Raw genomic sequence first — 24,913 nt, forward strand, 5'->3', positions numbered from 1 at the left:
CGACGACGTATCAGAGCACCACGATCTGCGGGACCGGATGGAAAACAGCCACGTCGGAACGCATCCGATGAGCACCCGGCCCAGTTCAGTTGGGCGATAGTCAGAAGGGCCACATTCTAGGCGTGGCGAAAGAGATCGGAATTCTTTGTATGGCCACTCAGGGTTGGTACAACCATTATGATGACCCCGACGAGTTCTGGGACGAGGCGCCACTGCGGGCCGTACAACCGATCCCGAATCGATCTGATGGCCGGGGTCCCGAGGCCACAACATCGACCCGAAATGCGTACTCCTCGCCAACTCCCGATGAGCCGATCCGCGGACCTTCAGAATCGGCGGCTCCGGTGGTGGCTTCGCGCTATGTGGTGGAGGCCGCTGTCGCCCGATACACCTCAACGTCCCGAGACGGCCTCGCGACCGCGACCGTATCGAGCGATGGTTCGGTTCGTGACATATATCTGCCCAAAGGATTCGGAAACCGGAATCTGCCGGACTGGCAGTTCTCAAACGAAGTTGACTTCATAGCTCGGGCCATCGTCCAAGCAGTCAATATGGCAAAGGAGCGTGCCGAATATGGACTTGAATGACCTGATTCTTGCATGCGAACGGCCAAACATGGTTCTGTTCCGCTGTTGAAAGGGGGCGCGTATGTCGACTGAGTATGATCGAATGTACACCTTGATCCAAGAGATGAATGCCAAGTGGCACAAATTGAATCGTGATATCGAGTCGGGCCAACGGCGTGCCACCCGTGCGGCGACCATGATCGATATTCCTATATTGGACGAATTCACAAGGGCAAGCTACGGCAATCTGACTGTCGATGGTAATGGCATGTTGTCGGCGATGTGGCTCGACTCGGCGACAGTTGCAGAATCGCGCGACGACGACGTGCTGGCTGCGATAGTACACGCAATAGGGTCCAGCATGACCGCTCAAATCGACTCGAGCATATCCGAATACGAGGTATAGTGATGACTGATTTTCGCGTAGCGCCGGACGCGCTACGAACTGAGGCTGAGCGAGTCCGGGAAGCGGCGGGTTGGTGGGAGACCGCACACCTGGGAATTCTCAATGTATCACCCATGCCGCAAGACGCACTCGGCAATTGGGAGGTCGCGAAAAATATCGTCAAGACCTTCAATACCAGTGCCGAATCGTTGTGTATCAAACTCAAGGACGGCACTGCATCTATCGACAAGGCCGCTGACGCAATCGGAGTCGCCGCACGTCATTTCGAGAATGAAGACGCCGAGTTCTATCGACAGTACGGCTTCATTGACGAAAAACTTGGATACTGATGGGTGAGATCGACGGCTTTGCCATTCCAGCAGACCGCAACCCAAAAGGACTGCCAGCCGATTTGGTCTTCCCATGGGAACAAGCGGCTTTTGTCGTGAACAGATCGCCGTATTACAAGGTCGAGAACATGGACGCGGTGATGCGGAACATCGTGCTGTCGCTGGGAGACCCGAATGCGGTGACTGCTGTGATGAATGGATGGAACTCTGCCGTGAGTTCACTCGCCAAGGCGGTCGATGGAAGTGGTGGCCAGATCGGCTTGGAAACGGCGAACGAGCGACTGGCTGCGCGATGGGTGGGCGCTGCGGCCGATTCCGCTACCGCTTATGTCGGCCGTCTTGTTACCGCGACGAGGACTGAAAAAGCAGCCATCCTCAAGATGCACGGTAAAATCAATGAACTCGGCGCAATCGTTACGAGCGGATACATCACCAATATCGCTCATGTGCACAACTATGCCGCGAGGCTCAAAGACGCAGAAGGCGTGGAATACGACATCCGCGTGCAGAGCCTGCGGCCCGATTGGAGTTCTACGTCGATGTTCGCACTGGGGAAGAAGCTCCTCGGTGAATTCATTGATATTACCGAAGAGGTGAAAGAGGGCATCAGGTCCAAGTTGAACGACATGGAGGGCCAGGTGAATCTGATTGCCGGGGAGATCGCTGCGGTAGAAATTCCTGGCGGAATAGATGATACAACGGTAAAGGACGTCGAAAGTTGGCAGCCTCGCAACCCGACCGGGCCACCGTGGGGGACGCCGTCGTGAATAGAGGCAGGTGGTCGCGGATTTATAGCGCACCGATTGCTATGAGCCTGGTGGCGCTCGCTGCATGCAGTAACAATGGAATAGACAAGAACAGCGAATTCTCGGGTGCTCCATCATCTTGCGCAGATTCGGCGGAGGTGGCGCGGCAGGAGATATTGAATTTCGTCGGAGATCTGTATTCTGAATCTGTCAGCTTCAACAGCTCCGGTGAAGTAGAGGGCAGTTCGAGCTCGCGCAGGTGTTTTGCGGCGTATACTGACAGCGAAAGTCGCTGGGACATTTCCGACGCCGACCTCAATAATCCTCAACAGCGGTCAGTGAATTTCTATTTCATGATAAACGTCGGGGACGAGAACAGCCTCGGCACTCGAACAGAGAGGACTCGGCGAGTATTCGAACAGAACAAGCCATCCGATTCGGTTGACTGTGCGGGTATCGGCGACGACTGCTATATCGTCTCCGAGACCAGAAATGGGAGTTGCACTACAGCTTTGAAGTTTCGCACGGGTAATTTGATCTTCCAGATTCAGCTCGGAACCAGCACGTATGAGCGTTTGAAACCGCCTCTCGGATATGAATCAAGCAGCGAGGCCAGTGTGCGTGCGATTGCTTCCGCGTTTGCCAGCAATCTGGAAAACTTGATCCCGATGTAACGCATGGCCGCACCGCCGTTATTCGACTGTTGAGGCGCTCGGTGTCGTCGACCGATCAGCTGTTCGGCTCAGGCCGACCGCGAACACCAGGCAGAGCACGGCGGCGAGTAGGCCGGGCACGACGAGGTCGGGGTGAACGGGGAAGGTCTCGGGGAGACTGTCACCGGTGATGATCGCGTAGGCGTGATAGGGACCGTTGGTCCACATCATGTATCGGTCTGTGTCCGGCGTGAATTCGGTCCAGCCCGGATCGCGGCCGGGTCGCTCGGTGGCGATCCATGTCCCGAGGGCGGGGAGTGCCAGCCAGCCCGCCACGAGTGCGGGTGTGGTCGGCAGTGCCGAACCGGCGATCGCGGACATCGCGAACACCAGGATGATGCCCGCGCCGATCCGAATCCATCCTGAGTCGGAGAGAAAGGACAGCGCGCCGAGCAGGCCAGCGCCCGCGCCGATGCCGACCGCTGACGCCGGGCTGAGAAGCCGGGGACCGGTCAACAGCCCGACGAGGACGGCGCTGGCACCGAGCAGCAAGGTGACGGTGGACGGCTCACGATCGAGGCCGGGTTGGATGACCAAGAGGAAACTGATGGCGCACAGCGCCGCCAGCGTCGACGCCGATTCGCGGGGTAGCCAGCGCACGCCGGCCGTGGCCACCGCGACCACGAGCAGCGCCGCCGCGACGGCCAGGATCCGGCTGTCGGTCATGAAGCGCGCGATGATCCCGACGCTCGCGGCGATACTCGCGCCCAACCAGATCGCCGTGGGTGGTGTTGCCACCTCCACGCGGTCGGCGCGCATCGACCACGCCTGGATGAACAGGACCGCGGCGAACGCGACGAACGCGAAGAGGTGCCAGCTCAGTTCTGGTGGCGCGAGCGACCCGGGGTAGTCGCGGTATCGATAGTGGTCGCCGCCGATGACGTTGTCCCACTGATAGCCGAGCGCGCCCGCGGCGATCATCCCGCCCACCAGCCACGGTTGCTGTCGAGCCGAGAGCAGCGACGGCGCGGCGAGTAGGCCGAGCCCGATGCCGATCGCGGTCGGCGACTGACCCCACTCGGTCGGCGCGGGCAGTGCGTTGACGGCGCCGACAATCAGCAATCCGGCGGCGGCGACGCTGTAGGCGACCGGCCATCGAGGCCGCCGCCATCCGAACAACCCGATGGCTCCGGTGGCGACCAGTGAACAGGTGACGGCCGCCGTCACCGCCGATGTCCCGAACAGCTGGCCGTGATCGGCGACGAGCCCTGCCACCCGCGTGACCTCGTACCCGACGGTGAGGCCGGTCATCACACCCGCCACTGCCTGGAGCCATCCCGACCTGAGCACCGCGCGACTCCTCCCGCACCTTGCTGACGGTGCTGACTACCTCGACTATCATCGGACGTTATTGGAACGTTACCAATGCTGCGGTTGCGGCAATCGCGTAGCTAATGCGGCATCGACTCGTAGGCTTCACCCCAATCGGGTGAGGCAGGGGGTGGGGTGGGGTTGTTCGATGGCAGGTATGACGACGAAGCCTTCCGACACTGCTACCGCGATCGCGCTGCTGGCCGCTGACGCGTACGTCTACGGCTATCCCCCGCTGTTCGATCTGGCCGAGGTTCGGCGACTGCTCACCAATAGTGCGGGCATGTTGCCTACGGCGCCGTTCAACGAATTCTCGAATGCGACCGCGTTGGCCACGCCGGAGACGAAATTCGTCTCGGTCAACAACGACACCATCTATTCGGTCGCCAATATCGACACCAGTGGCGGGCCGGTGCGGTTCGATGTGCCCGACGCGGGCGACCGGTATTACGTGATGCAGTTCGTGGATGTGTGGACGAACAATTTCGCGTATGTGGGGCGGCGGGCGACGGGGACCGGGGCGGGGTCGTATCTGCTGGTGGCGCCGGATTGGGAAGGAAAGGCGCCGAAGGGCACCACGGTGATCCGGTTCCCGACGACGGTGGGCACGATCGTCGGGCGGTGGGCGGTCGACGGCGAGGACGATCTGGCCGAGGTCGCGAAATTGCAGGCGGGGCTGCGGTTGACGCCGACCGGTCCGGGGGTGGGGCTGCCCGCGCCGACGCCAGGGGTCGGTGACGAGCTGGCGTTCTTCGAGCGGCTGCGGGTGCTGGTGCGGGCGTTCCCGCCTGCGCAACGGGATCAGGAGTTCCAGCAGCGGTTCGCGCCGCTGGGACTGTTCGCCGAGGAATGCCCCTATCTGAATCCCGACCCGACGGTGGCGGCCCTGCTGCGCAGGGGACTCGAACTCGGCAAGCAGGCCGTGGAGAAGGCGGCGGGTCAGGTGGCGAAGGCCGAACAGAACGGCTGGCAGCTGACCTATCACATGTTCGACTACAACATCGACTTCTTCGAGGTCGGAACCATCGACAGCCCGGAGTGGAAACTGCCCGACACCCCCGCGCGCTATCTCGAGCGCGCGACCACCGCCCGTGGCGCGCTGTGGGGCAATCACGGCTACGAGGCGTGCTACCCGACCACCTTCGTCGATACCGACGGCAACGCGCTCGACGGCGCGCACAGCTACGAACTGCGTTTCGACAGCCCGCCGCCGTGCGACGCGTTCTGGTCGATCACCATGTACGACCGCCCGAACTACTTCCTCGTCGACAATCCGATCGGCCGCTATTCGATCGGTGACCGCACGCCCGGTCTGAAAACGGGCAAGGACGGCTCGCTGACCATCACCATTCAGCACGAGGAGCCGACCGACGCGACCCGGCGGGCCAATTGGTTGCCCGCGCCCGCGGGCCCGTTCCGGCCGATGCTGCGCGTGTATCAACCGCAGAAGTCGCTGCTCGACGGCAGCTATGTGCTGCCGGGCATCACCCGGATCGAGGACAAGAAGCCGGCAGGCAAACGAGCGAAGGGGTGAACGGCGATGGCTGACGCGATTGTGCAGGTGAAGTGGAAGGCGGTGCCGGAGGAGCACGACTATCCCGCCGCCGCGGATTATCTGGAATTGTTGGGCGACAAGGCGATGGTCGAGGCGGTGGTGGCGGAGTTGAAGGCGGCGCCGGTGGTGGTGAAGAAGGCGAAGGACATTCTGCGGGCATCCCAGCTCGAGGCCCTGACCCCGACCAATCCGCATGTCCGCAAGGACCTGTTGAAGGTGAACGAGGGTAAGAAGTTGTCGCCGATTCTGTTGGTGCGCGGGGATTGTCAGCGCAATATCCCGATGTTGATCGCCGACGGCTACCACCGGGTGTGCGCGCTGTACTGGGCCGACGAGAACATCGAGATACCGGCCAAGATCGCCGCGATGCCATGACGTTCGGGACCCTGGCGCTGGTCGTCGCGCTCGGGTTGATCGGGCCGCTGCTCGCCCTGCCGAAACGGCTGCACATGCCGGTGCTGCTGGGCGAGCTGGCGGCCGGTGTCGTGTTCGGCACGACCGGCCTGCGGATCCTCGACCCCAGCGACCCGATCTTCGTCTTCCTCGCCGACATGGGTTTCGCGCTGGTGATGTTCGCGGCGGGCACGCACGTGCCGGTGCGGGATCCGCGGGTGCGCGGCGCGCTCGGGATCGGGGCGGCGCGGGCGGCGCTGGTGGGTGTGGTGGCGGCGGTCGCGGGATGGTCGGTGGCGCAGGCGTTCGGCCTCGGGAACGGGGCCGTGTACGCGGTGCTGATGGCGTCGTCGTCGGCGGCGATGGCGTTGCCGATCATCGACTCGATGCGGTTGACGGGGCCGCCGGTGTTGGCGCTGACGGCGCAGGTGGCCATCGCCGATACCGCGTGCATCGTGGCGTTGCCGCTGGTGATCGATCCGGGCAATGCCGGGCGGGCCGCGATCGGGGCGGTGGTGGTGGCGCTGTGCGCGGGTGTGATGTTTCTCGTGCTGCGCTATCTGGTGCGCACGGGCGCGCAGCGGCAGGTGCACGAGGTGTCCGAGGACCGCAAGTTCACTCTCGAGCTGCGGGTGAGTCTGGTGTTGGTGTTCGCGCTGTGCGGGGTGGCCAGCGAGATGCACGTGTCGATCATGCTCGGCGGGTTCGCGGCGGGGCTGGCGGTGGCGGGGGTGGGTGAGCCGCGGCGGGTGGCCAAGCAGGTGTTCGCGATCAGCGACGGATTGCTCGCGCCGCTGTTCTTCGTGTGGTTGGGCGCGCGGCTGGATTTGCGTGAGTTGGGCGAACATCCGCGTTTCATCCTGCTCGGTTTGGCGCTCGGTGCCGGCGCGGTGCTGGTGCACTGGTCGGCGCGATTGCTCGGGCAGCCGTTGGCCTACGGCACGTTGGCGGCGGCGCAGATCGGGGTGCCGGTGGCGGCGGTGACGGTCGGCAGTCAGCTCGGGGTGCTCGTGCCGGGCGAGGGATCGGCGATCATGTTGGCGACGCTGTGCACGATCGCGGTGGCGGCGCTGGCGGCCGGGCGACTCGCCTCGGCGACTCCCGCTGTCGATAGCGAGAAGACATGACCCGATATTCGGGGGCGCCGAGTCCTGTTCGCGGCAGTAACGATCCGGTGCGGGTGCACGACAATGTTCGTGACAAGCGGCCCGTCGGGGGGCCTGCCCACCTGTAGGTCATCGAACGGGACACCATATGAATCTGCGCGAGTTCCTTGCGAAACATCGCATTGCTTCGGCGGTCGCCGCGCCCGCCGCACTCGGCGTCGCGGCCCTCGTCGCCGCCTCGTTCGCGGTGACTTCACAGCCCGCCTCCCCCACCTACGAGCTGACCACCTCGGTCACCGAGTGCCGCGAGATGGTGACCATCTCGGTGGCCGGTCGCAACGACACCCCCGTCGCGGGCACCACCGCGATGCTGCTCGACGCCAACGGCAACCCGCTGCCCGCCGCGCTGTCGGGCGACCACAGCAGCGTGTGGGTCGACCCGGTGGTGAACGCGCCGCGTGACAGCGTCGCCGAGGGCCAGTACGCGGCGGTCTACATCGCCTACCCGGCCGACCTGGCGACCTACGAGGACGCGGTCAACACCGGTGTGGCCAACACCCAGCAGGTGATGCGTGAGATCTCCGCCGCCTGCCCCGACACCAAGTTCTCGATCGTGGGCTACAGCGAGGGCGCCGACGTGGTGCGTCGCGTCGCGGAGGGCATCGGCAACGACGACCCCGCCGACGGGTACGCGACGGTGAACCCCGACGACGTGCTCGGCGTGGTGATGTTCGCCGATCCCGGTCGCAAGGCCGGTGACGGCACCTTCCTCGGCGCCGCCGACCCGTTCGCCAACCCCGACAACTTCGATCAGCGCTACCAGAACGGCAACACCCCGATCTCGGGCCAGGGCGTGACCACCGGCGCCGACTTCGGGGCGCTCAACGGCAAGATCGCCTCGTTCTGCTCCGAGGGCGACCTCACCTGCGCGGCGCCGGAGAACATCTCGCTGTTGCAGTTGGCCGCCAATGTGGGCCGCCAGATCAATATCGATGAACTCCAGCGCGCCGATATCGAGCGCAACGGCATCGCGGGGATCACCCCGGCGATGGGCCAGGACATGGCGTTCACGCTGGGCCGGATCGCGATGGCGGCGTTCGCCGATATCGGGCAGAACCCGAACTGGATGGCCAGCGACGAGACCTTCCTCGATGTGCTGCTGAAGGTCTCGGACCCGGACTACACCCCGGGGCAGAGCACCGCGCCGGTCAAGGCGGACGCGATCGCGGCCGAGCAGGTCTCCACGCTGGCCTACCTGCCGCAGAAGATCTTCAACGAGATCGTCGGGCTGATCGTGACCAACCAGAACACCATTCCGGTGGCGATGAACGATCCGTACCAGCTCACCCTCGGCCCCAACGGAACCGGTCATCACTTCGACTACTGGCGTGACTCCGACGCGGCCAACGGCAAGCCGTTGACCTCGGCCGAGTACGCGGCGGCGTGGCTGACCCACCTGGCCCAGCAGGCGCAGGCGGGCGAGCAGGCCGATACGAAGGCGGCGCCCGACGACGCGGCGGTGATGGCGGCCCTGTCGGCGCCGACCAAGCCGGCGACGACGACCACGGCTCCGGCGACCACGACGAAGGCCAAGGCGACGACCACGACGCCCAAGCCGACCACCACCACGGCGAAGCCGACCACGACGACGCCGAAGCCGACGACCACCACGCCGACGACCACCACGCCGACGACCACGACTCCGTCGACGACGACCCCGTCGACCACGACGCCGACCACCACGCCCGCACCGACCACCACCACCGGGACGACCACCCCGGCCCCGGTGGCCGAACCGGCCGAGGCCCCCGCGCCGACCACCACCGTGGCTCCCACCACGACCGTGGCGCCGACGACCACCGTCGACCCCAGCGCCACGGGCGAGCCGACCACCACGGTCCTGCCGACGACCACCCCGCAGGCCAACTAGTCACCAGCGCGAAATCCCCGGTGCGCGGCGTTGATTCGCCGCACACCGGGGATTCGTCGTTTCGCGGCCGAAACGGCGGCCCAGCACCCGTTTTCCGGGGCGAACGGACACGCGGGATCGACACCAACGCGCCGATCATGGTGACTGTTGCCGAGACCGGTGCAATGATCGCTGGGTGACTCAGTGGCTCCCCCTCCTCGGCTCGCTCCCCCTCGCCGGCGCAGTTCTGGTCGGCGTCATCGCCAACAACCGCACCCACCGCGAGGCCATCGCGGCCGCCGACGAGCGCGGCAGGCAGGCCCTCGATGCCGCGCAGCGCGGGATCGAGGTGTCGAACATGGTGGGTGACCAGCGCGATCACGAGGCGTGGCGCCGTGAGGTGGTGCTCGCCGGGGTCGCCTCGATCCTGGAGACCTCGGCGTCGGTGCGCGCGGATCTGGCCAGCTGCGGTGACTGGGATCTGGTGACGGTCGACGAGATCGACGGGGTGGGCGCGCAGATCCACAAGTTGATCTGGGATCGGCCCAACGGCGTGCTGACTCGCCTGCGGGTGGTTTCGCACCGCCGGATTCCGAACAAGTGCGAGGACCTGCTGCGCACTCTCACCGCCGCCCAGCACATCACGATGCAGCGGCTGAAGCTGCACATCGATGTGGAGGCGACGGTCGAGGAGTTGGAGGAGATGGCGTCGCTGTGGCAGAAGGCGATGCGGCACGCGGTGGAGCAGGAGCGGGCGCTGGTGGAGACGACGCGGGTGGAGTTGGGGATCGAGGTGGCGGCCAAGGGTGTCGGGGCCGAACCGGTTCGTCAGCCGAAGCCGCCGGTGATCGAAAACCCCGCTCCCCCGGTGGAATCGGTGGAGGTCGCCGAGGAGGTGGCCGTCGAGCCGGAACAGGTCGACCCGCAGCCGGGCGCGGAGCGGCAACACAGCGCCGAGCCGCTCCCGAACGAGGAGCCGCAGCAGGATGATTCGCGCGAGACCGTCGACCCGAGGGAAGCGCAGACCGTCCGGGTCTGACCGGCCTCCGCTGAGCGGGCCGCGAGACATGTTCTCGCGGCCCGCTTCTCATCGAACTACTTGTACTCGAACACGTAGGCCAGCTTGCCCGGCTTCGCGTCGCTGTAGGGCTTGGACAGCTTGGTGAATTCCTTCTCGTCGAAGGCGTCCATCTTGCCCAGTGCCGCCGCGGTCATGCCGTCGCTGACCACCGCGCCGGGCGCCAGCGCCACCATCGCGGTGGCGATATTGCGGACCAGCGTCACGAAGGCGGCGTGGTCGGCGATGTTGGCGCCTTCGGGCCGCAGGGCCGGGTCGGTCTGGGCGCGCAGCCAACGGCCCCAGTAGAACTCCTGGAAGGCCGGGCTCGAACCGCCCTGGGTGAAGCTGATGTCGCGGGCGAAGTACAGGGCGGCGCGGTAGGGGTCGTTGCCGAACTGCGACAGGCCGAGCTGGCGGGGCAGCTGCTGCGGGGAGATCGGCTGGTCGGCGGCGTTGCGCAGCCAGGTCCAGCCCTTCTGCTGCATGGTCTGCCAGAACGCGGCCGGGTTCTGGTCGGACAGGTTGCCGGTGATGCGCACCCGCACCCGTGTGCTCGGGCCCGCGCCGGGGGTTTCCCAGAACGAGGTGAAGGTGTGGTGGCCGTCGGTCAGGTACAGCTCGCCCTTCGGGCCGACGACGGCGGTCTTCATCGGGTCGATGGTGGCCGGGGTCTCCGCGCCGAGTGCGACCTTGCAGGTGAACGAGCCCGGATCCGACAGGCGCGCGCCGGGACCCGCCGAGGCGGCTTCCTTCTGGCCGTTGGCCTCACACCAGTCGTCGAACTGCTTGTTGATGGCGTCCTTGCCGAGGGTGTAGCGGCCGAGCTTGTAGGCCACCTCGTCGTGTCCGAGCGACGGCTGGGTCGGGTGCAGGTCGGCGAGGGCGACCTCGACCAGTTGGCCGACCTGGGCGTCGCAGTAGTTCACCGGGTTGCTCTTGCCGGGCGCGCAGGGAAAGTTGCCGTTGCCGGGCGCGGCGACCGAGAGCGAGGTGGACGATCCGAACAGACCCGCCGCGATGGCGACCACGGTCACCGTCCGACGCAGGGTGTTGTGCATACGACGTGAACTCCTGTACTACAGCGAACGTTGCCGTTCCCGAACGGGAGCGGCCCGCTGTGTCTACGCACCGATTGCGTCCGATACGGTGCCGCCGATTGAACATCCGGCGAACACCATGATCTGGGCCATGGTCTGACTGTTCGTGTGACGGGGCTACCTACAGGCGGGTAACTTGGAAATACGGCACGCAGGGGTGCCGTACCCGACAGCGTGGTCGATCACGAAAAAGCTCCGCACCGAACCACTCTCGTCAGGGGGCGATCTGTCATGGATCTCATCGCGCCGTTGGATGCGCTGTTCTTACTCGCCGAATCCCGTGAACACCCGATGCATGTGGGTTCACTGCAATTGTTCGAGGCGCCCGAGGACGCCGGACCGGATTACCTGCGCGAGTTCCGCGACACACTGTTGGCCGACACCACGATTCGACCCACTTTCGGCAAGCGACCCGCCACCTGGCTGGGCGCGCCACAGGTGGCGTGGGCCTTCGACACCGAGGTCGACCTGGACTATCACGTGCAGCGCAGCGCGTTGCCCGCGCCGGGCGGCATGAACCAGCTGCTCGATCACGCCTCGGTGCTGCACGGCACGCTGCTGGATCGGCATCGGCCGATGTGGGAGCTGCATTTCATCGAGGGGCTGGCCGACGGTCGCTTCGCGCTCTACGCGAAGATGCATCACTCGCTGGTCGACGGGGTGTCGGCGCAGCGGATGTTGCGGCGCACCTTCACCACCGATCCGTTCGCGTCCGAGGTGAACCGGCCGTGGAATCTGCCGCGCATGGAGCGGCGGAATACCGTGCCCGCCAGCCGGTCTCGGCTCGGTAGGGTGCTCGACGCGGTCACCGACGCGGGCTCGTCGACCACCGCGCTGATGAAGGCGACCCGGACCGGGGTGTTGCAGCAGCAGTTGACCCTGCCGTTCGAGGCGCCGCGCACGCTGTTCAATGTGCCGATCGGCGGGGCGCGTAAGTGCGCGGTGCGGACCTGGTCGTTGGATCGGGTCAAGCAGGTGAAGAAGGCCACCGGGGCCACGGTCAACGATGTGGTGCTGGCGATGTCGGCGGGGGCGCTGCGGGCGTATCTGCTGGAGCGCAACGCCTTACCGGACAAGCCGATGATCGCGATGGTGCCGATGTCGTTGCGCGAGGACGACGACCTCGACTCCCAGGGCGTGAAAGTCGCGGCGCTGCTGTGCAATCTGGGCACGCATATCGCCGATCCGCTGGAACGTCTTCGCGTGGTGAGTGATTCGACCGCGCGCAACAAGGAGGTCTACCGCTCGCTCTCGCCGGCGCAGACGCTGGCCGTGGCGGGGGTGATGTTGAGTCCGATGGCGGCGATGCTGCTGCCCGGGTTCGCCTCGGTGGCGACGCCGCCGTTCAATATCGTCATCTCGAATGTGCCGGGGTCGCGCGAGCAGATGTACTGGAACGGTTCTCGTCTCGACGCGACCTACCCGCTCTCGATTCCGCTCGACGGTCAGGCCGTGAACATCACCCTCACCTCCCATGGCGACAGCCTCGATTTCGGGCTGGTCGGTTGCCGTCGCACCGTGCCCGACCTGCACCGATTGCTCGATCACCTCGAGGATTCGCTCTGCGCGCTCGAGGACGCGGCGCTCTAGGAAAACGCCCTTCCGGCAAAACTAGAACGTGTTACAGTTCGGTATGCGTACCGAATTCTGCGAACAGCTCGGCATCGAGTTCCCCCTTTTCGCCTTCACGCACTGCCGCGATGTCGTCGCCGCGGTGAGCAACGCGGGCGGGCTCGGGGTGCTCGGCGCGGTCGGATTCACCGCCGAACAGCTGGAGGTGGAGCTGGCCTGGCTCGACGAGCACGTCACCGGGATCTACGGGGTGGACCTGGTGATCCCGTCGAAGTACGAGGGCAAGGGCGTGGAAGGACTCACCCCCGAACAGCTGGAAAAGCAACTGGCACAGCTGGTTCCGCAGGGCCACCGCGACTTCGCCCAGCAGCTGCTCACCGCGCACGGCGTGCCCGCGCTGCCCGACGGCGAACACCACAGCGAACTGCTCGGCTGGACCGCCACCACCGCGGGGCCGCAGGTCGAGGTGATCCTGAATCATCCGAAGGCCAAGCTCGTCGCCAACGCGCTGGGCACCCCGCCCGCCGATGTGGTGGCGCGGATCCAGGAATCGGGACGGGTGATCGGGGCACTGTGCGGCTCGGTCAAGCACGCGATGAACCACAGGGCGGCAGGTCTGGACTTCGTGGTGTGCCAGGGCACCGAGGGCGGCGGGCACTGCGGGGAGGTGTCCTCGCTGGTGCTGTGGCCGCAGGTGATCGACGCGGTCGGCGACCTGCCGGTGCTGGCAGCGGGCGGCATCGGCAACGGCGCGCAGGTCGCGGCGGCGCTGGCGATGGGCGCGGCGGGGGCGTGGACCGGGTCGCTGTGGCTCACCGTCGAGGAGGCCAATGTGCCGCCCGCGCAGATGGACACCTACCTCGGGGCGTCGAGTCACGACACCGTCCGCTCCCGGTCGTGGACAGGTAAACCGTGCCGGATGCTGCGCAACGACTGGACCGACGCGTGGGAATCGGCCGACACTCCCGATCCGCTGCCCATGCCGTTGCAGATGATGGTGGCCCTCGACGGCGTCAAACGCGGCCACCGCTATCCCGAGGCGGCCAGGGACGTGAACTTCAATCCGGTCGGCCAGGTGGTCGGAATGATGAACAAGGTCGAACGCAGCGCCGACCTGATCAACCGCCTCGTCGAGGAATACGTCACGGCCTGCGACAGGCTGACGAAACTCAACGGGTGATATCTGATCGATAGCTGCACTCGCGGTCACGGCCGACGCCACCGCGCACCTCGACGACCCACGTAGCCTCCGCGACTGTCCTACACTCGGCATATCTCGTCAGCGATGCGAGGCGGTGCGCAGCGACGCACACCGTCGCGCACCATTGCCCAACGGTTGCGGACGGCGGTGACATGGCTTCGGAGGAACACGCGAGCAGGACTTGGACGGTGACCCGGCACCGGGTCACCCACGCCATCGCCAAGATCCGCGAGGAATACGAGAAGGCCCCGCCGCCGTCCGATCACCACCCGCCCGTCGACCCGCCCGTGCCCGCCGACCTGCTCAACATGCTGTGTCGGATCGGCGTGGCGCTGGTCGGCGCCGGGGAGACCTCCGCGCGCGTGCAGGCCATCCTCGACAAACTCTCGCGCCGCTACGGCACCGACAACATCCACTTCATGGTGCTGCCCACCGCGGTGTTCGTGCGGGTCCACACCGACGACGGCGCCGCGCTCGACATGCTCGACGCGCGGGTGGGCACCCTGCCGCTGGACCAGATCGACGGCCTCTACCGGCTCATCGACCACATCGAACAGGACGCGCCGCCGCCCACGCAGGCCACGAAGGATCTCGACAAGATCCTCACCCAGAAACCCGGCAGCCCGCCGTGGTTGATCCTGCTCGGGCAGGTGGTGCTGACCGTCGGCATCGGGATGATGCTCAATCCGGGGGCGCGGGCGCTGGTCGGGTACGTGGTGCTCGGGCTGGTCGTCGGGATCCTGACCCAGCTCGCCGCCCGGGTGAAACTGCTGTCCACGGCGTTGCCGGTGGTGGCCTCGGCGGTGGTGGCGGTGCTGGCCTACGGGTTTCCGGGGGCGCTCGCGGGCGGCCAGCCACAGCAGTTGCTGATACCGGCGGTCGCGACGCTGCTGCCGGGCGCGATGCTCACCAACGGCACGATCGAGTTGGCGACCGGCTCGATGGTGGCCGGTGCCAGCCGGGTCGTCTACGGCATCAACATGCTGTTCCTGCTCGCGCTCGGCTCGTATGTGGGGATCAGTGTGCTCGGCGCACTGTCGACGCCGCCGGTGAGCCATGCCCAATTGGGTTGGTGGGCGGGGCTGGTGGGTGTGCTGCTGATCGGGCTCGGGCATTCGTGGCGGTCCAGCGCGCCGGTGAACACGATCGGGTGGTTGCTGCTGGTCCTCTACGTCACCTATGTGGCCCAGCTCATCGGCAAACACGTCTCGGGGCCGCTGACCGGCACCTTCCTGGGCGGCGTGGTGGCGGTGAACGCGGCGTATCTGATCCAGCGGCGCAAGCACGCGCCGCCGACCCAGGTGGCGTTCCTGCCCGCGTTCTGGATGCTGGTGCCCGGCGGGATCAGCCTCACCGGGATCTCCGACCTGGTCACGAGCTCGCTGTCGGGGGCGACGACCGGCGGGCTGGAGGTGCTGGTGTCGGCGCTGCTGTCGGTGATGTCGATCGCGCTCGGCGTGATGGTCGGCTCGGGGCTGGCGACCGCGCACGGGGTGAACACATTCCTGGGGTCGGTGGTTCCGAATCACCTGCCGTGGCATCACCGGGGCACCGACGCCGATGTCCACGCCGTCGCCGACGCGGGGAAGAAATCCGACTCAGACAGCTGAGCTCAGCGCGGTGACCTGCGCGGCGGTCGGGGTCACGCCGACGAGCTGGTCGAAACGGGCGATCACCTTCTGGTGATAGAGCGTGAACAGGTCCCCGAACAGCGCCAGTTGCGCCTCGCTCGGTCCGGATTCGGCGTCCCAGACCGCCAGCAGCGCGCGCCACACGAGCACGTGCAGATCCGGCGCGACGGCGAAGTAGGCCGACACCGCCTCCGGCACCTCGGCGACCATATCGGCGATCGAATTGAGCACCGCGCGCTGCATGCTCATGTCGAGCACGCCGAGCAGGGTGCGCACCAGCGCGACCTCGGCGGCGATGAGGCCCGCGTGATCGGGGTCGGGCATGCGGGCCATCGACTCGAGTTCGTCGACGGCGGCGCCGAGTTCGGCCGGATCGAGCACCTTCTCGCCCGCGGTGTAGGCGAGCAGGGCCTCGCCGACGATGCCGCGTTCGACCTCGACGATGTCGGCGAACATCTCCGCGGCGACCTCGGGCGCGGTGATCGAGAACCGGAACAGATGCCGGTAGACGTCCATGCCGCCCTCGACCCGGACATCGCGGATGGTGAAACCCTTGCCGCGCCGGGCCTCGACGAAACCGTAGGACTCGAGCTTGCCGAGGATGAGCTGGGCGGTGGCGCGGTTCATCCCGAACTCGTCGGCGACCTGACGCACCGAGGGCATCAGCTCGCCGGGCCGGTACTCGCCGGTGGCGACGCGGCGCGCCAACTCATCGGCGACGTCGGCGACCACCGTCCGGGATCCCATCGAAGAACACCTTCCGGTCGAGAATCGTGCACGTCCCAGACAGTTTAGTGGGTTACCGGAGCACCGGTGCGCCCGTGGGCGTGTCGGGTGCGGGATCGGGGGTGGGGGAGGCGCAGCGTGGTGCAATGCGCTGATGAGAACCACTCGGATCGCCGCGGGTGCGGCTGCCACGATGGTGTTGGTCGCGGGGCTGGCGGGCTGCGGGAAAGACAGCGAAGACCACTCGGCGCACACCTCGAGCACGACGGTGCTGGCGACCGCCACCGCGACGACCTCGGCGGCGAGGTTGACCGGCAGTTCGGCCGCGCCGCTGCCGCCGCCGAGTCCGACGCATCCGCCCGCACCGGGACCCGAACCGCTCGCGGATGTGGACTGCGGTCCGGTGGCGGGGGCCAACGGGGCCGGCGCGGAAGTCATCGCGTTCGCCTCCGAGGCGGGGCGGGCGGGGTGTACCGAGGCCATCAACGTGGCCACCGACTACCTCGGCTCCCCGCGCACCGGCGACCCCGCGCCGGTGGACGGGTGGACCTGTGAACCCCAGCCCGACACCTCGGTGCCGCACATCTGCGTCAACCAGGGCCTGACCATCGGCCTGCGCGGTGACGCGGCCCCGGCCAGTCCGCCGCCACCCGCGCCGACGCCGGTGCGCACGGTGGATCCGACGAAACCGCCGGTGTCCAGCGTCGAGGACGTGAACTGCGGGCCGGTGACCGACGCGGGCGGCGCCACGCGCACGGTGATCGCGATCGGCAACTCGGCGGGTCGGCCGGGCTGCACGGAGGCCATCGACGTGGCCACCACCTACGTGACCACGATCAGCCCGTCGGATTCGGTGGTCGTGCAAGGATGGCAGTGCAATGCGCAGCCCGATTCCCAAGTGCCCCAGGTGTGTTCCAAGGACGGACTGGTTATCGCGTTGCGGGCGAACTGATCTCGCTCAGATCATGTCCTTCTTGGACAGCCAGCGCATGACGGGCCAGCCGACCGCGACCGGGATCCAGCAGGTCAGCACGCGGTAGAGCAGCACCGCGGGCACGGCCACCTCGGCGGGAACGCCGAAGGCGGCCAGACCACCGATCAGGGCGGCCTCGACCGCGCCGACGCCACCGGGTGTCGGCGCGGCCGAGGCCAACGTGCCGCCGATCATGGTGACGATGGTGACGGCCACGAAATCCGTTCCGCCGCCGAAGGCTTCGACGCTGGTCCACAGGGCCAGCGCCTGGCCGAGCGTGATCGCACCGCAGCCGGCGACGATGATCGCGAACCGCTTCGGGTTCTTGGCGAGGTCTACGAGTTCGCCGAGCACCTCTTTGACCTGCGGGCGCACCGAATGCTTCACCCAGTGCCGCAGTTTCGGCACGAACATGAACAGCCCGATCAGCCCGACGCCGATACCGGCCACGAGATAGAGCACGGTCGAGTCGGGCACGATGTGGGCGAGGTTGGTCGAGGTCCCCGCGATCACGCTGAAGATCACCAGCAGCACCAGGTGGGTCAGCACCTGCATCGACTGCTGCATCGCCACCGCGGCCGTCGCGCGCAGGGTCGACATGCCCGCCTTCTGCAGGAACCGCACGCTCAGCGCGAGCCCGCCCACACCGGCGGGCGTGGTGGTGGCGACGAAGGTGTTGGCGAGCTGTTCGAGCAGCAGGTCACGCACCCGCACCAGACCGTCCGCGCACGCGCCGAGGGCCGCGGCCGCGCCGACATAGGTCAGGCCCGAGACCACCAGGCCGGCCAGCGCCCACCACCAGTTCAGGTGGCGCAGCTGGCTGAAGAAGGTGGGGACCTGGCTGAAGAACGGGTAGGCCACGTAGACCAGCGCGACCAGCAGCACCAGCTGGATGATCTGGTTGCGGGAGAAGCGGGTGATCTGTTCGGAACCGATCCGGTCGTGGCCGGTCTGCCTGCGGATCTCCTCGCGGGCCGTGGAGATCACCTTGCTCCACTGCGGCACCGACTTGCGGATGCCGATCGACATGGCCGACTTGGTGAGCCTGCGCGCGGCGTAGACGACCTCGTCCTTGCCGAGCGCCTCGATCGCCGCCGAGACGGCCTCGTGCTTGCCGTAGAGCGAGGTGGTGGTCACCAGCAGTTGGGCGATATCGGTTTGGCGTTGGGCTTGGGCGGCGCCGAACTCGGCGGCGGCGAAACCACCGAAGAGGGTGTCGCCGTTGGCGACTCGCACATAGTCCGACTGCATGTCGCCGAGGCTGATCTGGTTGTGGTGCAGGGTCACCAGTGAGCGCCACACCCCGGGCAGCACCTGCGCCGACAGCGACGAGATCGAGGTGCCGCGCGGCACGGTGTGCGCGTAGAGCACCCAGCCGCGATTGAGCCCGGCCACCACCACCTGCCGCGAGTCGGCCATCCCCTGCTCGCCGATCGCGATGCCGAGCAGCGCCCGGTGTTCGACCGCGCGGTGCATCGAACCGTGCAGCGGGGCGGTCTCGCTGGAACGGAAGGTGATCCAGCGCCACAGCTGGCGGATCGCGCCGAAGCTGCGCTGGTTCTTGCCGTACAGCTCGACGACGATCTCGTGCTCGGGACCGTCGACCTCGGTACCGAGCAGCAGCGGGCCACGGCCGGCGGGGCGGTCGACCCGGAACGACCGCACGGTGTAGCCGCGTCCGGCGAGCACCCGCACCGCCGCGTCCAACGGCACCTCCAGGGCGGGCGTGCCCACCAGCCAGACGATCACCGCGCCGACCAGCCAGCCCACCGACAGCCCCAGCATCGCCCGCGCGGGCACCACCGAACTCACCACCAGGTGGATGGGCGCGAACATCAACAGCAGGAACCACATCCAGCGTCGCGGCCGCACGGGCAGCCACGGACTCGACACGGTGAGCATGGCCGCGAGCATGGCGATCCAGCGCGGGTCGTCGAGGAACTGCGACAGGAAGGTGTCGAAGCGGTCGGGGACGGGCATGTGCCATTTCGGGGCGGAGATGCCCGTGCCGGTGATCGACAGCGCCAGCACCGCGAGCATGCCGGCCGCGGCGTAGCCGAACAGCAGCTTCCACTGCCTGCGCAACACGAGTTCGATGAAGATCGCGAACGGCAGGGCCAGGATGAGCATGCCGTAGATGACGTAGACCAGGGTCTGCTGGTCGGGGCTGAGGAAGTCGATGATCTTGGCGACCGAGCTCTCCAGCGCCAACCACTCGGGGCGGGTGATCAGCGAACCCGCAATCACCACGGCCACACCCAGGATCGCCAGCACCACGCGCACGATGTCGCTGGTGCGCCGGATCAGCGGTTGGAGGAGTTTGCCCGTGACCGGGATCTCCCGACCGTCGACTCGCATGGGGGTCACTCTATCGCCGACGCGGCGCGTTTCGATCAGCGCGCGGCGCGGGCCGTGACGGCGGCGCGGTCGTGCGCGGGGATCACCTCGATCTCGGCGGGCAGGGCGTGCAGGCGGTGCAGGGTGCGGAAGGCGGCGCGGCGGTCGGTGTCGACGATTTCGCCGAGCAGCGGGGACTTCTCGCGGACCAGGTCGATCTGGAGGGTGCTCATGACGGCGTCACCGACCAGCAGCACGCGGGTGCCGTCGTCGACGGCGAGCAGGATGCCGACGCTGCCGGGGGTGTGGCCGGGCAGGTCGACGATCAGGACCGCGCCGTCGCCGAACAGGTCGTGGCTGCGGTCGAAGGTGAGCACGGGCGGACCGTCGAGTTCGTAGAGGTCGAAGGCGCGACCGCGCAGGGGGCCGCGCGCGACGCCGAGCGGGGCGTGCGAACCGGCCATGGCCCAGCGGTATTCGGTCGAGGGCACCCGGATGGGGACCAGGCCGGGCAGTTCGTAGAGTCCGGCGACGTGGTCCCAGTGCAGGTGGGTGGGCAGCACGAAGTCGATGTCGTTGCCGGTGAGGTCGTGCGCGGTGAGGACCTCGCTCAGGCCGCGGATCGGATTGTCGGGGCCGACGAGCAGCGGCAGCGGGAACGGCAGTTCGGACAGGACCCGGCGGTGTACGCCCGCGCAGATCGCGGGGTCGACCAGGAAGGTGGCGCTGGGGTGGCGGACCAGGAAGGTCGACATGGTCAGCGCGGTGGAGCGCAGGGTGCGCACGCCCTCGGCGATGATCGCGGTGGGTGCGGACAGCTCGGCCTGCGGCAGGGCGGTGAGACCAACGGTGTTGTGCGCGGGCGGGATCGGCGCGCACTCGAGTTTCTCGAGAAAGGCCGTGTCGGCGGCGCGCGGCCGGAGCAGGCGCGGGCCGGTGGTGGCGACGGCACAACAGCAGGCAAGAACAGTCGATAACATCGTCGTGCGCTCACCCATAGGTGCCACCGTAGGCGATCGCCCAGACGCCGACCACCGGACTGGTTGTGGCCGATGGGGCGACAGTGAAGCTCGGACAACATCGGTCCAGGTACGCGCCCTGCGGCTACCGGGGAGCGCACTCAGTCGGTGCGGCCCATCAGCCGATCCGTTTCGCGCCGTTCGCGTTTGGTGGGTCGACCGGCGCCGCGCTCGCGCTGCGGCAGCGTCGCCAGGACTTCCCTGGGCGGGGGCGGCGGACTGCGGTCGATCAGGCACTGGGCCGCGACCGGGGCGCCGACGCGCTTGTGGATGATCCGTTCGACCACCACGATGCGTTCGAGGCCGCCGCTGCGGACGCGGATCTCGTCACCGGGGCGAATGGTCAGCGCCGGTTTCGCGGTGACCCCGTTGACGCGCACGTGTCCGGCGCGGCAGGCGGCTGCGGCGTCGGACCGTGTTTTGAACAGGCGCACCGCCCAGGTCCACGCGTCGACACGGGCCTGGGTCTCGGAGCGCTGCTGCGCGGGGGGCACCCCTTAGACGATACGGCGAGCCGTGACGACGTCGTCGGCGGAGAGCTGGGTGTAGGACACCGGGGTGCCCGACTGCACGGCGTTGAGGAGCTTGCCGTCGCCCGCGTAGATGCCGACGTGGCCGCCACCGTTGGTGATGACGATGTCACCGGCCTGGAGGTTGTCGAACGAGACGGGCGCGCCCACGTGGGACTGCTCGAAGCTGGTGCGCGGCAGTTCCACACCGGCCTGGCGGTAGGCCCACTGCACGAGACCGGAGCAGTCGAACGACGACGGGCCGACGGCGCCCCAGCTGTAGGCGGCGCCCACCTTGCCGCGCGCGGCGTCGAGGGCGATGTTGCCCGCGGTCTGCTGCTTCTGAGCGAACGGGTTCTCCACGTTCACGCTCGGGAGCTGCGGCGCGGCCTGGCCCTGCGGGGCGACCATCGACTGGAGCTGCTTCTCGAGCTGCTGGGCCGGCTGCTCGAGCTCGGGCGGCAGGTCGAAGTTACCGAGACCGGGAATGTTGATCGTGGCTGCCTGCGAAAGCGCGGGCATCGCACCGGTTGTAGCGGCCACCGCGCCCATGACGAGGGCGCCCTTGACGGAATTCGGCAGTCGAGAATCCCGCTGCAAGCTGTGTTTACCCACCGAGACGAGTCTCCGATCTTGCTTCTCTCCCGTCGCGTGCCCGCAGATCGCTTGGCGACCACGATTATTCGACGGTGACCCATGGCGCCGCTTCTCTGACGAACCGACAGACTCCACTAAGTCACGAGAAGATTACGGCCTGGGCTCGGTGCTGTCCAGCGAAGCACGCAAGTTGTTTTCCCCCAGGTGCAAAACCCCAGAACAGGGGGCATCGATCCGGCGTGTCGCTACCGCTCGGTGAGCGCGCGTTCCAATTCCTCGATGCGCGTGCGGGCGTCGGCCAGATCGACCTCGAGGCGCCCGAGCATGATCAGCAGCGGTCCGATCGCCAGATCGGCGAGCGCTTCCGGCGGCAACTCCCCGTACCCCTGCTCGTCCGTCGCCTCGATGGTGGCCAGCAGTGCGCGTCGGACCGAGTCGGCCAGGTACGCGCGCGGCGGCAGCGGCCAGGCGGCGACCATCTCGGCGGTGGACACAGGTTGCTCGGACATCGCGCTCCCTCTCGGATTCACGGGCGGTCTCGGGTTCGCTAGCAGTATCTAGGACACAGCCCAGAGTTACCGAGATTCTCCCGCGCACACGCGCTACGGTTATCCGGCATGGACCCCGTGCGCAATCCGTATGCACCCGGCGCGGGCCAGCGTCCGCCCGAATTGGCCGGGCGCGACAAACAACTCGCGGCTTTCGACATCGTGCTCGAGCGTATCGCGCGCGGCCGTCCCGAACGCAGCGTGATGCTCACCGGGCTGCGCGGGGTGGGAAAGACCGTGCTGCTCAACCAACTTCGCTCCGCGGCGGTTTCGCGCGGCTGGGGCACGGGCAAGATCGAGGCCCGCCCGGATCAGGATCTGCGCAGGCCGCTGTCCTCGGCGCTGCACATGGCGGTGCGCGCGATCGCGATGTCGCACCGCAATCCCGAACGCGTCGACGACTTCCTCGGCATCCTCAAGGCTTTCGCGTTGCGCGCCACCGCCGACAAGGGCATGCGCGAGCGCTGGCAGCCCGGGATCGATGTTCCGGCGGTCACCGGCCGCGCCGATTCCGGCGATATCGAGATCGACCTGATCGAGCTGTTCAAGGAGGCCGCCGCGCTGGCCGCCGACATCGGGGTCGGCATCGGCATCTTCATCGACGAAATGCAAGACCTCGGGCCCGCCGATGTGTCCGCGATCTGCGGCGCCTGCCACGAATTGAGCCAGGACGGCGCGCCGCTGATCGTCGTTGGCGCGGGGCTGCCGCACCTGCCCGCGGTGCTCTCGGCGTCGAAGAGCTACTCGGAGCGACTGTTCAGCTATCACCGGATCGACCGGCTGGATCGGGAGTCGGCCGACCTCGCGCTGATCGCCCCCGCCGAGCGCGAGGAGGTGAAGTTCACCGAGAACGCGTTGGATTCGCTGTATCAACGGGCCGACGGCTACCCGTATTTCGTGCAGGCGTACGGCAAGGCGGCGTGGGATCAGGCGCCGGAGAGTCCGATCACCGCCGAGGACGTGGCGGTCGCCGCGCCCGCGGCCGAGGAGGAGTTGGCGGTCGGGTTCTTCGGTTCCCGCTACGAGCGCGCGACACCGGCCGAGCGTGAGTACATGCGGGCGATGGCCGACCTGGCCGGAGACGATGCCCCGGTGGCCACGGCGGCGGTGGCGGCCGAACTGGGTCGCAAGCCCGCGTCGGTGTCGCCCGCGCGCGACGGGTTGATCAAGAAGGGGCTGATCTACTCGGCCGAGCGGGGGACGATCGGGTTCACGGTGCCCCATTTCGGTCGGTATCTGCGGAGCGTATGAGTCTCTGCGGGTTTCTAGGATTATTTCTAGAAAGGTGAAGAAACTCCTGCGGTAGGGCTGTCTACACATTTCTGGGGCTGACGCTAGAGAGCCGGAGAATCTTGTGGGTAACGACGCGCCCGGAGCCGAGATCGTTTGCGCATCGGGTGGATAACGCGAGGGTTGAGCGGTTAACGCACTGGAAACCTTGACCGAAAAGCCAGGCAGGATCACCCCCTGCCAGGTGAAGGAGGCCGCGATGTCGAAGACCTTCCCCCACACCGACGGACGCCGCTGCACGGTCGTGGCCGACGACGGCGTTCCGATCGCGGTCCGCGCCTTCGGCGCCCCCGACGCGCCGCTGACGGTGGTGTTCACCCACGGCCACTGCCTGCACACCGAGTCCTGGTCGCTGCTGCGCGAGCACCTGCTGCGCCACGGCGACACCGAAACGCGCATGGTGTTCTACGACCACCGCGGCCACGGCGAGTCCGGGCACGCCGACCACACCACCTATACGATCGACCAGCTCGCCACCGACCTCGACGCCGTGCTGCGCGCGATGGCGCCCACCGGGCCCGTCGTGCTGGTCGGGCACTCGATGGGGGCGATGGTGGTGCTGGCCTACGCGCGGCTGTATCCCGAGACGATCGGGCACCGGGTCGCCGGGATCGGGCTGATCGCGGGGGCGGCGGGCGGGCTCACCGAGGTCGGACTCGGGCGGCTGCTCAATCGACGTGCGGTGATGTCGTTGCAGCGCGCGGTGATTCGCGCGCCGCGGGTGATGCAGGCGTCGAAACGCTTGTCGCGCTGGATCTTCGGACCCCTGCTCCGGGAGGCGAGCACGGGGACACGGCGGGTGGATCCGCGCGTGGCCTCGATCGCCACGGCGGTTCTCGGCGAGACCGCGCTGCTCACCATGTCCGGCTTCCTCACCTCGCTGCTGGACTTCGACGAGGCGACTACCCTGGCCAGGGTCGGCGATCTGCCCGCACTGGTGCTGGCCGGTTCGGCCGACCTGATGGTGCCCTTCGCGCATTCGGTGGTGCTGGCCTCGCAACTGGCCGGCGCGGAACTGGTGCGGGTGGAGGGTGCGGGACACAGTGTGATCCTCGATCGTGCCGAGGAAGTGGCCCACTCGGTGACCGCGTTGGTCGCCAGGGCGGGGGCGGGCGTGCGCGCCCGCTACGCCGTGGCCGGGTGAGTCCGCGCCACGGTTACCGGATGGCAATCCAGTGATCGTCCACAACGCCCGGCGGAAACCGAAAAGATCCGTTATTGTGGTGGAGATCACGTTGTGTGGTGAGTCACACGGCTCGGTGCAGTGCGGCCCGGGACTTTTTCGGGCGTACCCGTGATCCGGCGAGTTGGTATGCCCG

At 67.2% G+C, this 24,913-nt stretch carries 24 protein-coding genes; 16 read left to right on the forward strand and 8 right to left on the reverse strand.

Annotated elements, in window-relative coordinates; translation table 11 throughout:
- Positions 1 to 122: 122 nt before the first annotated feature.
- The 5 genes from ACFP3H_RS10730 (at position 123) to ACFP3H_RS10750 (ending at position 2,721) form a co-directional block, all read left to right on the forward strand.
- Positions 123 to 587, forward strand: a complete 465-nt coding sequence (locus tag ACFP3H_RS10730) for a YbaB/EbfC family nucleoid-associated protein (protein WP_378603362.1) — start codon at positions 123 to 125, stop codon at positions 585 to 587.
- 82 nt (positions 588 to 669) lie between these two features.
- Complete coding sequence (locus tag ACFP3H_RS10735; RefSeq protein ID WP_378603365.1) at positions 670 to 972, forward strand: hypothetical protein; 303 nt, start codon at positions 670 to 672, stop codon at positions 970 to 972.
- Between the two features lie 2 nt (positions 973 to 974).
- Entirely contained in the window at positions 975 to 1,301 is a 327-nt protein-coding gene (locus tag ACFP3H_RS10740; RefSeq protein ID WP_378603368.1) for a hypothetical protein, read from the forward strand.
- Positions 1,301 to 2,068, forward strand: coding sequence for a hypothetical protein (locus ACFP3H_RS10745; RefSeq protein ID WP_378603371.1), 768 nt, complete (start codon positions 1,301 to 1,303; stop codon positions 2,066 to 2,068). The genes ACFP3H_RS10740 and ACFP3H_RS10745 overlap by 1 nt, the downstream gene beginning before the upstream one ends.
- 41 nt (positions 2,069 to 2,109) lie before the next feature.
- Positions 2,110 to 2,721: a hypothetical protein gene (locus ACFP3H_RS10750; protein WP_378603374.1), complete on the forward strand. Its 612-nt coding sequence runs from the start codon at positions 2,110 to 2,112 to the stop codon at positions 2,719 to 2,721.
- Positions 2,722 to 2,739: 18 nt separating this feature from the next.
- Here ACFP3H_RS10750 and ACFP3H_RS10755 read toward each other — a convergent pair whose 3' ends face one another.
- Positions 2,740 to 4,050, reverse strand: a complete 1,311-nt coding sequence (locus ACFP3H_RS10755) for a hypothetical protein (RefSeq protein WP_378603377.1) — start codon at positions 4,048 to 4,050, stop codon at positions 2,740 to 2,742.
- A gap of 178 nt (positions 4,051 to 4,228) precedes the next feature.
- Between ACFP3H_RS10755 and ACFP3H_RS10760 the strand changes: the two genes are divergently transcribed.
- The 5 genes from ACFP3H_RS10760 (at position 4,229) to ACFP3H_RS10780 (ending at position 10,073) form a co-directional block, all read left to right on the forward strand.
- Positions 4,229 to 5,605, forward strand: a complete 1,377-nt coding sequence (locus ACFP3H_RS10760; RefSeq protein WP_378603380.1) for a DUF1254 domain-containing protein — start codon at positions 4,229 to 4,231, stop codon at positions 5,603 to 5,605.
- Between the two features lie 18 nt (positions 5,606 to 5,623).
- Positions 5,624 to 6,001, forward strand: coding sequence for a hypothetical protein (locus ACFP3H_RS10765; protein ID WP_378603707.1), 378 nt, complete (start codon positions 5,624 to 5,626; stop codon positions 5,999 to 6,001).
- Positions 5,998 to 7,146 carry a cation:proton antiporter gene (locus ACFP3H_RS10770; RefSeq protein ID WP_378603383.1) on the forward strand — a complete coding sequence of 383 codons (1,149 nt, stop codon included), beginning with the start codon at positions 5,998 to 6,000 and terminating at the stop codon, positions 7,144 to 7,146. Before ACFP3H_RS10765 ends, ACFP3H_RS10770 begins: the two co-directional genes overlap by 4 nt.
- 127 nt (positions 7,147 to 7,273) lie before the next feature.
- Positions 7,274 to 9,055: a cutinase family protein gene (locus tag ACFP3H_RS10775; protein WP_378603386.1), complete on the forward strand. Its 1,782-nt coding sequence runs from the start codon at positions 7,274 to 7,276 to the stop codon at positions 9,053 to 9,055.
- A gap of 175 nt (positions 9,056 to 9,230) precedes the next feature.
- Complete coding sequence (locus tag ACFP3H_RS10780; RefSeq protein ID WP_378603388.1) at positions 9,231 to 10,073, forward strand: hypothetical protein; 843 nt, start codon at positions 9,231 to 9,233, stop codon at positions 10,071 to 10,073.
- 56 nt (positions 10,074 to 10,129) lie between these two features.
- Here ACFP3H_RS10780 and ACFP3H_RS10785 read toward each other — a convergent pair whose 3' ends face one another.
- Entirely contained in the window at positions 10,130 to 11,152 is a 1,023-nt protein-coding gene (locus ACFP3H_RS10785; protein WP_378603391.1) for a ParB/Srx family N-terminal domain-containing protein, read from the reverse strand.
- Positions 11,153 to 11,422: 270 nt separating this feature from the next.
- Between ACFP3H_RS10785 and ACFP3H_RS10790 the strand changes: the two genes are divergently transcribed.
- The 3 genes from ACFP3H_RS10790 (at position 11,423) to ACFP3H_RS10800 (ending at position 15,574) form a co-directional block, all read left to right on the forward strand.
- Complete coding sequence (locus ACFP3H_RS10790; RefSeq protein WP_378603394.1) at positions 11,423 to 12,781, forward strand: WS/DGAT/MGAT family O-acyltransferase; 1,359 nt, start codon at positions 11,423 to 11,425, stop codon at positions 12,779 to 12,781.
- Positions 12,782 to 12,824: 43 nt separating this feature from the next.
- Entirely contained in the window at positions 12,825 to 13,943 is a 1,119-nt protein-coding gene (locus ACFP3H_RS10795) for an NAD(P)H-dependent flavin oxidoreductase (RefSeq protein WP_378603397.1), read from the forward strand.
- Between the two features lie 209 nt (positions 13,944 to 14,152).
- Entirely contained in the window at positions 14,153 to 15,574 is a 1,422-nt protein-coding gene (locus ACFP3H_RS10800; protein ID WP_378603399.1) for a threonine/serine exporter family protein, read from the forward strand.
- Here ACFP3H_RS10800 and ACFP3H_RS10805 read toward each other — a convergent pair.
- Complete coding sequence (locus ACFP3H_RS10805; RefSeq protein WP_378603402.1) at positions 15,563 to 16,342, reverse strand: GntR family transcriptional regulator; 780 nt, start codon at positions 16,340 to 16,342, stop codon at positions 15,563 to 15,565. The genes ACFP3H_RS10800 and ACFP3H_RS10805 overlap by 12 nt on opposite strands.
- Positions 16,343 to 16,475: 133 nt before the next feature.
- Between ACFP3H_RS10805 and ACFP3H_RS10810 the strand changes: the two genes are divergently transcribed.
- Positions 16,476 to 17,273, forward strand: coding sequence for a hypothetical protein (locus tag ACFP3H_RS10810; protein ID WP_378603405.1), 798 nt, complete (start codon positions 16,476 to 16,478; stop codon positions 17,271 to 17,273).
- Positions 17,274 to 17,279: 6 nt separating this feature from the next.
- Here ACFP3H_RS10810 and ACFP3H_RS10815 read toward each other — a convergent pair whose 3' ends face one another.
- The 5 genes from ACFP3H_RS10815 to ACFP3H_RS10835 all read right to left on the reverse strand — a co-directional run bounded on the left by ACFP3H_RS10815 (position 17,280) and on the right by ACFP3H_RS10835 (position 22,265).
- Positions 17,280 to 19,652: a lysylphosphatidylglycerol synthase transmembrane domain-containing protein gene (locus ACFP3H_RS10815; RefSeq protein ID WP_378603408.1), complete on the reverse strand. Its 2,373-nt coding sequence runs from the start codon at positions 19,650 to 19,652 to the stop codon at positions 17,280 to 17,282.
- 35 nt (positions 19,653 to 19,687) lie between these two features.
- Positions 19,688 to 20,629 (reverse strand): MBL fold metallo-hydrolase, encoded by a 942-nt coding sequence (locus ACFP3H_RS10820; protein WP_378603411.1) that lies wholly within the window; start codon positions 20,627 to 20,629, stop codon positions 19,688 to 19,690.
- Positions 20,630 to 20,751: 122 nt separating this feature from the next.
- Positions 20,752 to 21,144: an RNA-binding S4 domain-containing protein gene (locus ACFP3H_RS10825; RefSeq protein ID WP_378603414.1), complete on the reverse strand. Its 393-nt coding sequence runs from the start codon at positions 21,142 to 21,144 to the stop codon at positions 20,752 to 20,754.
- Between the two features lie 3 nt (positions 21,145 to 21,147).
- On the reverse strand, positions 21,148 to 21,711 hold the full coding sequence (locus ACFP3H_RS10830) for a C40 family peptidase (protein WP_378603709.1): 564 nt from the start codon (positions 21,709 to 21,711) through the stop codon (positions 21,148 to 21,150).
- Positions 21,712 to 22,001: 290 nt separating this feature from the next.
- Complete coding sequence (locus ACFP3H_RS10835; protein ID WP_378603417.1) at positions 22,002 to 22,265, reverse strand: hypothetical protein; 264 nt, start codon at positions 22,263 to 22,265, stop codon at positions 22,002 to 22,004.
- A 108-nt stretch (positions 22,266 to 22,373) separates the two neighbouring features.
- On the opposite strand from ACFP3H_RS10835, the gene ACFP3H_RS10840 reads away from it, so the two are divergent.
- On the forward strand, positions 22,374 to 23,555 hold the full coding sequence (locus ACFP3H_RS10840) for an ATP-binding protein (protein WP_378603419.1): 1,182 nt from the start codon (positions 22,374 to 22,376) through the stop codon (positions 23,553 to 23,555).
- Between the two features lie 238 nt (positions 23,556 to 23,793).
- Positions 23,794 to 24,738, forward strand: a complete 945-nt coding sequence (locus tag ACFP3H_RS10845; protein WP_378603422.1) for an alpha/beta fold hydrolase — start codon at positions 23,794 to 23,796, stop codon at positions 24,736 to 24,738.
- The last annotated feature ends 175 nt before the right edge of the window (positions 24,739 to 24,913 follow it).

Origin of the sequence: Nocardia lasii, from assembly GCF_042658545.1 — a bacterium.
Taxonomy (GTDB): Bacteria; Actinomycetota; Actinomycetes; order Mycobacteriales; family Mycobacteriaceae; genus Nocardia; species Nocardia lasii.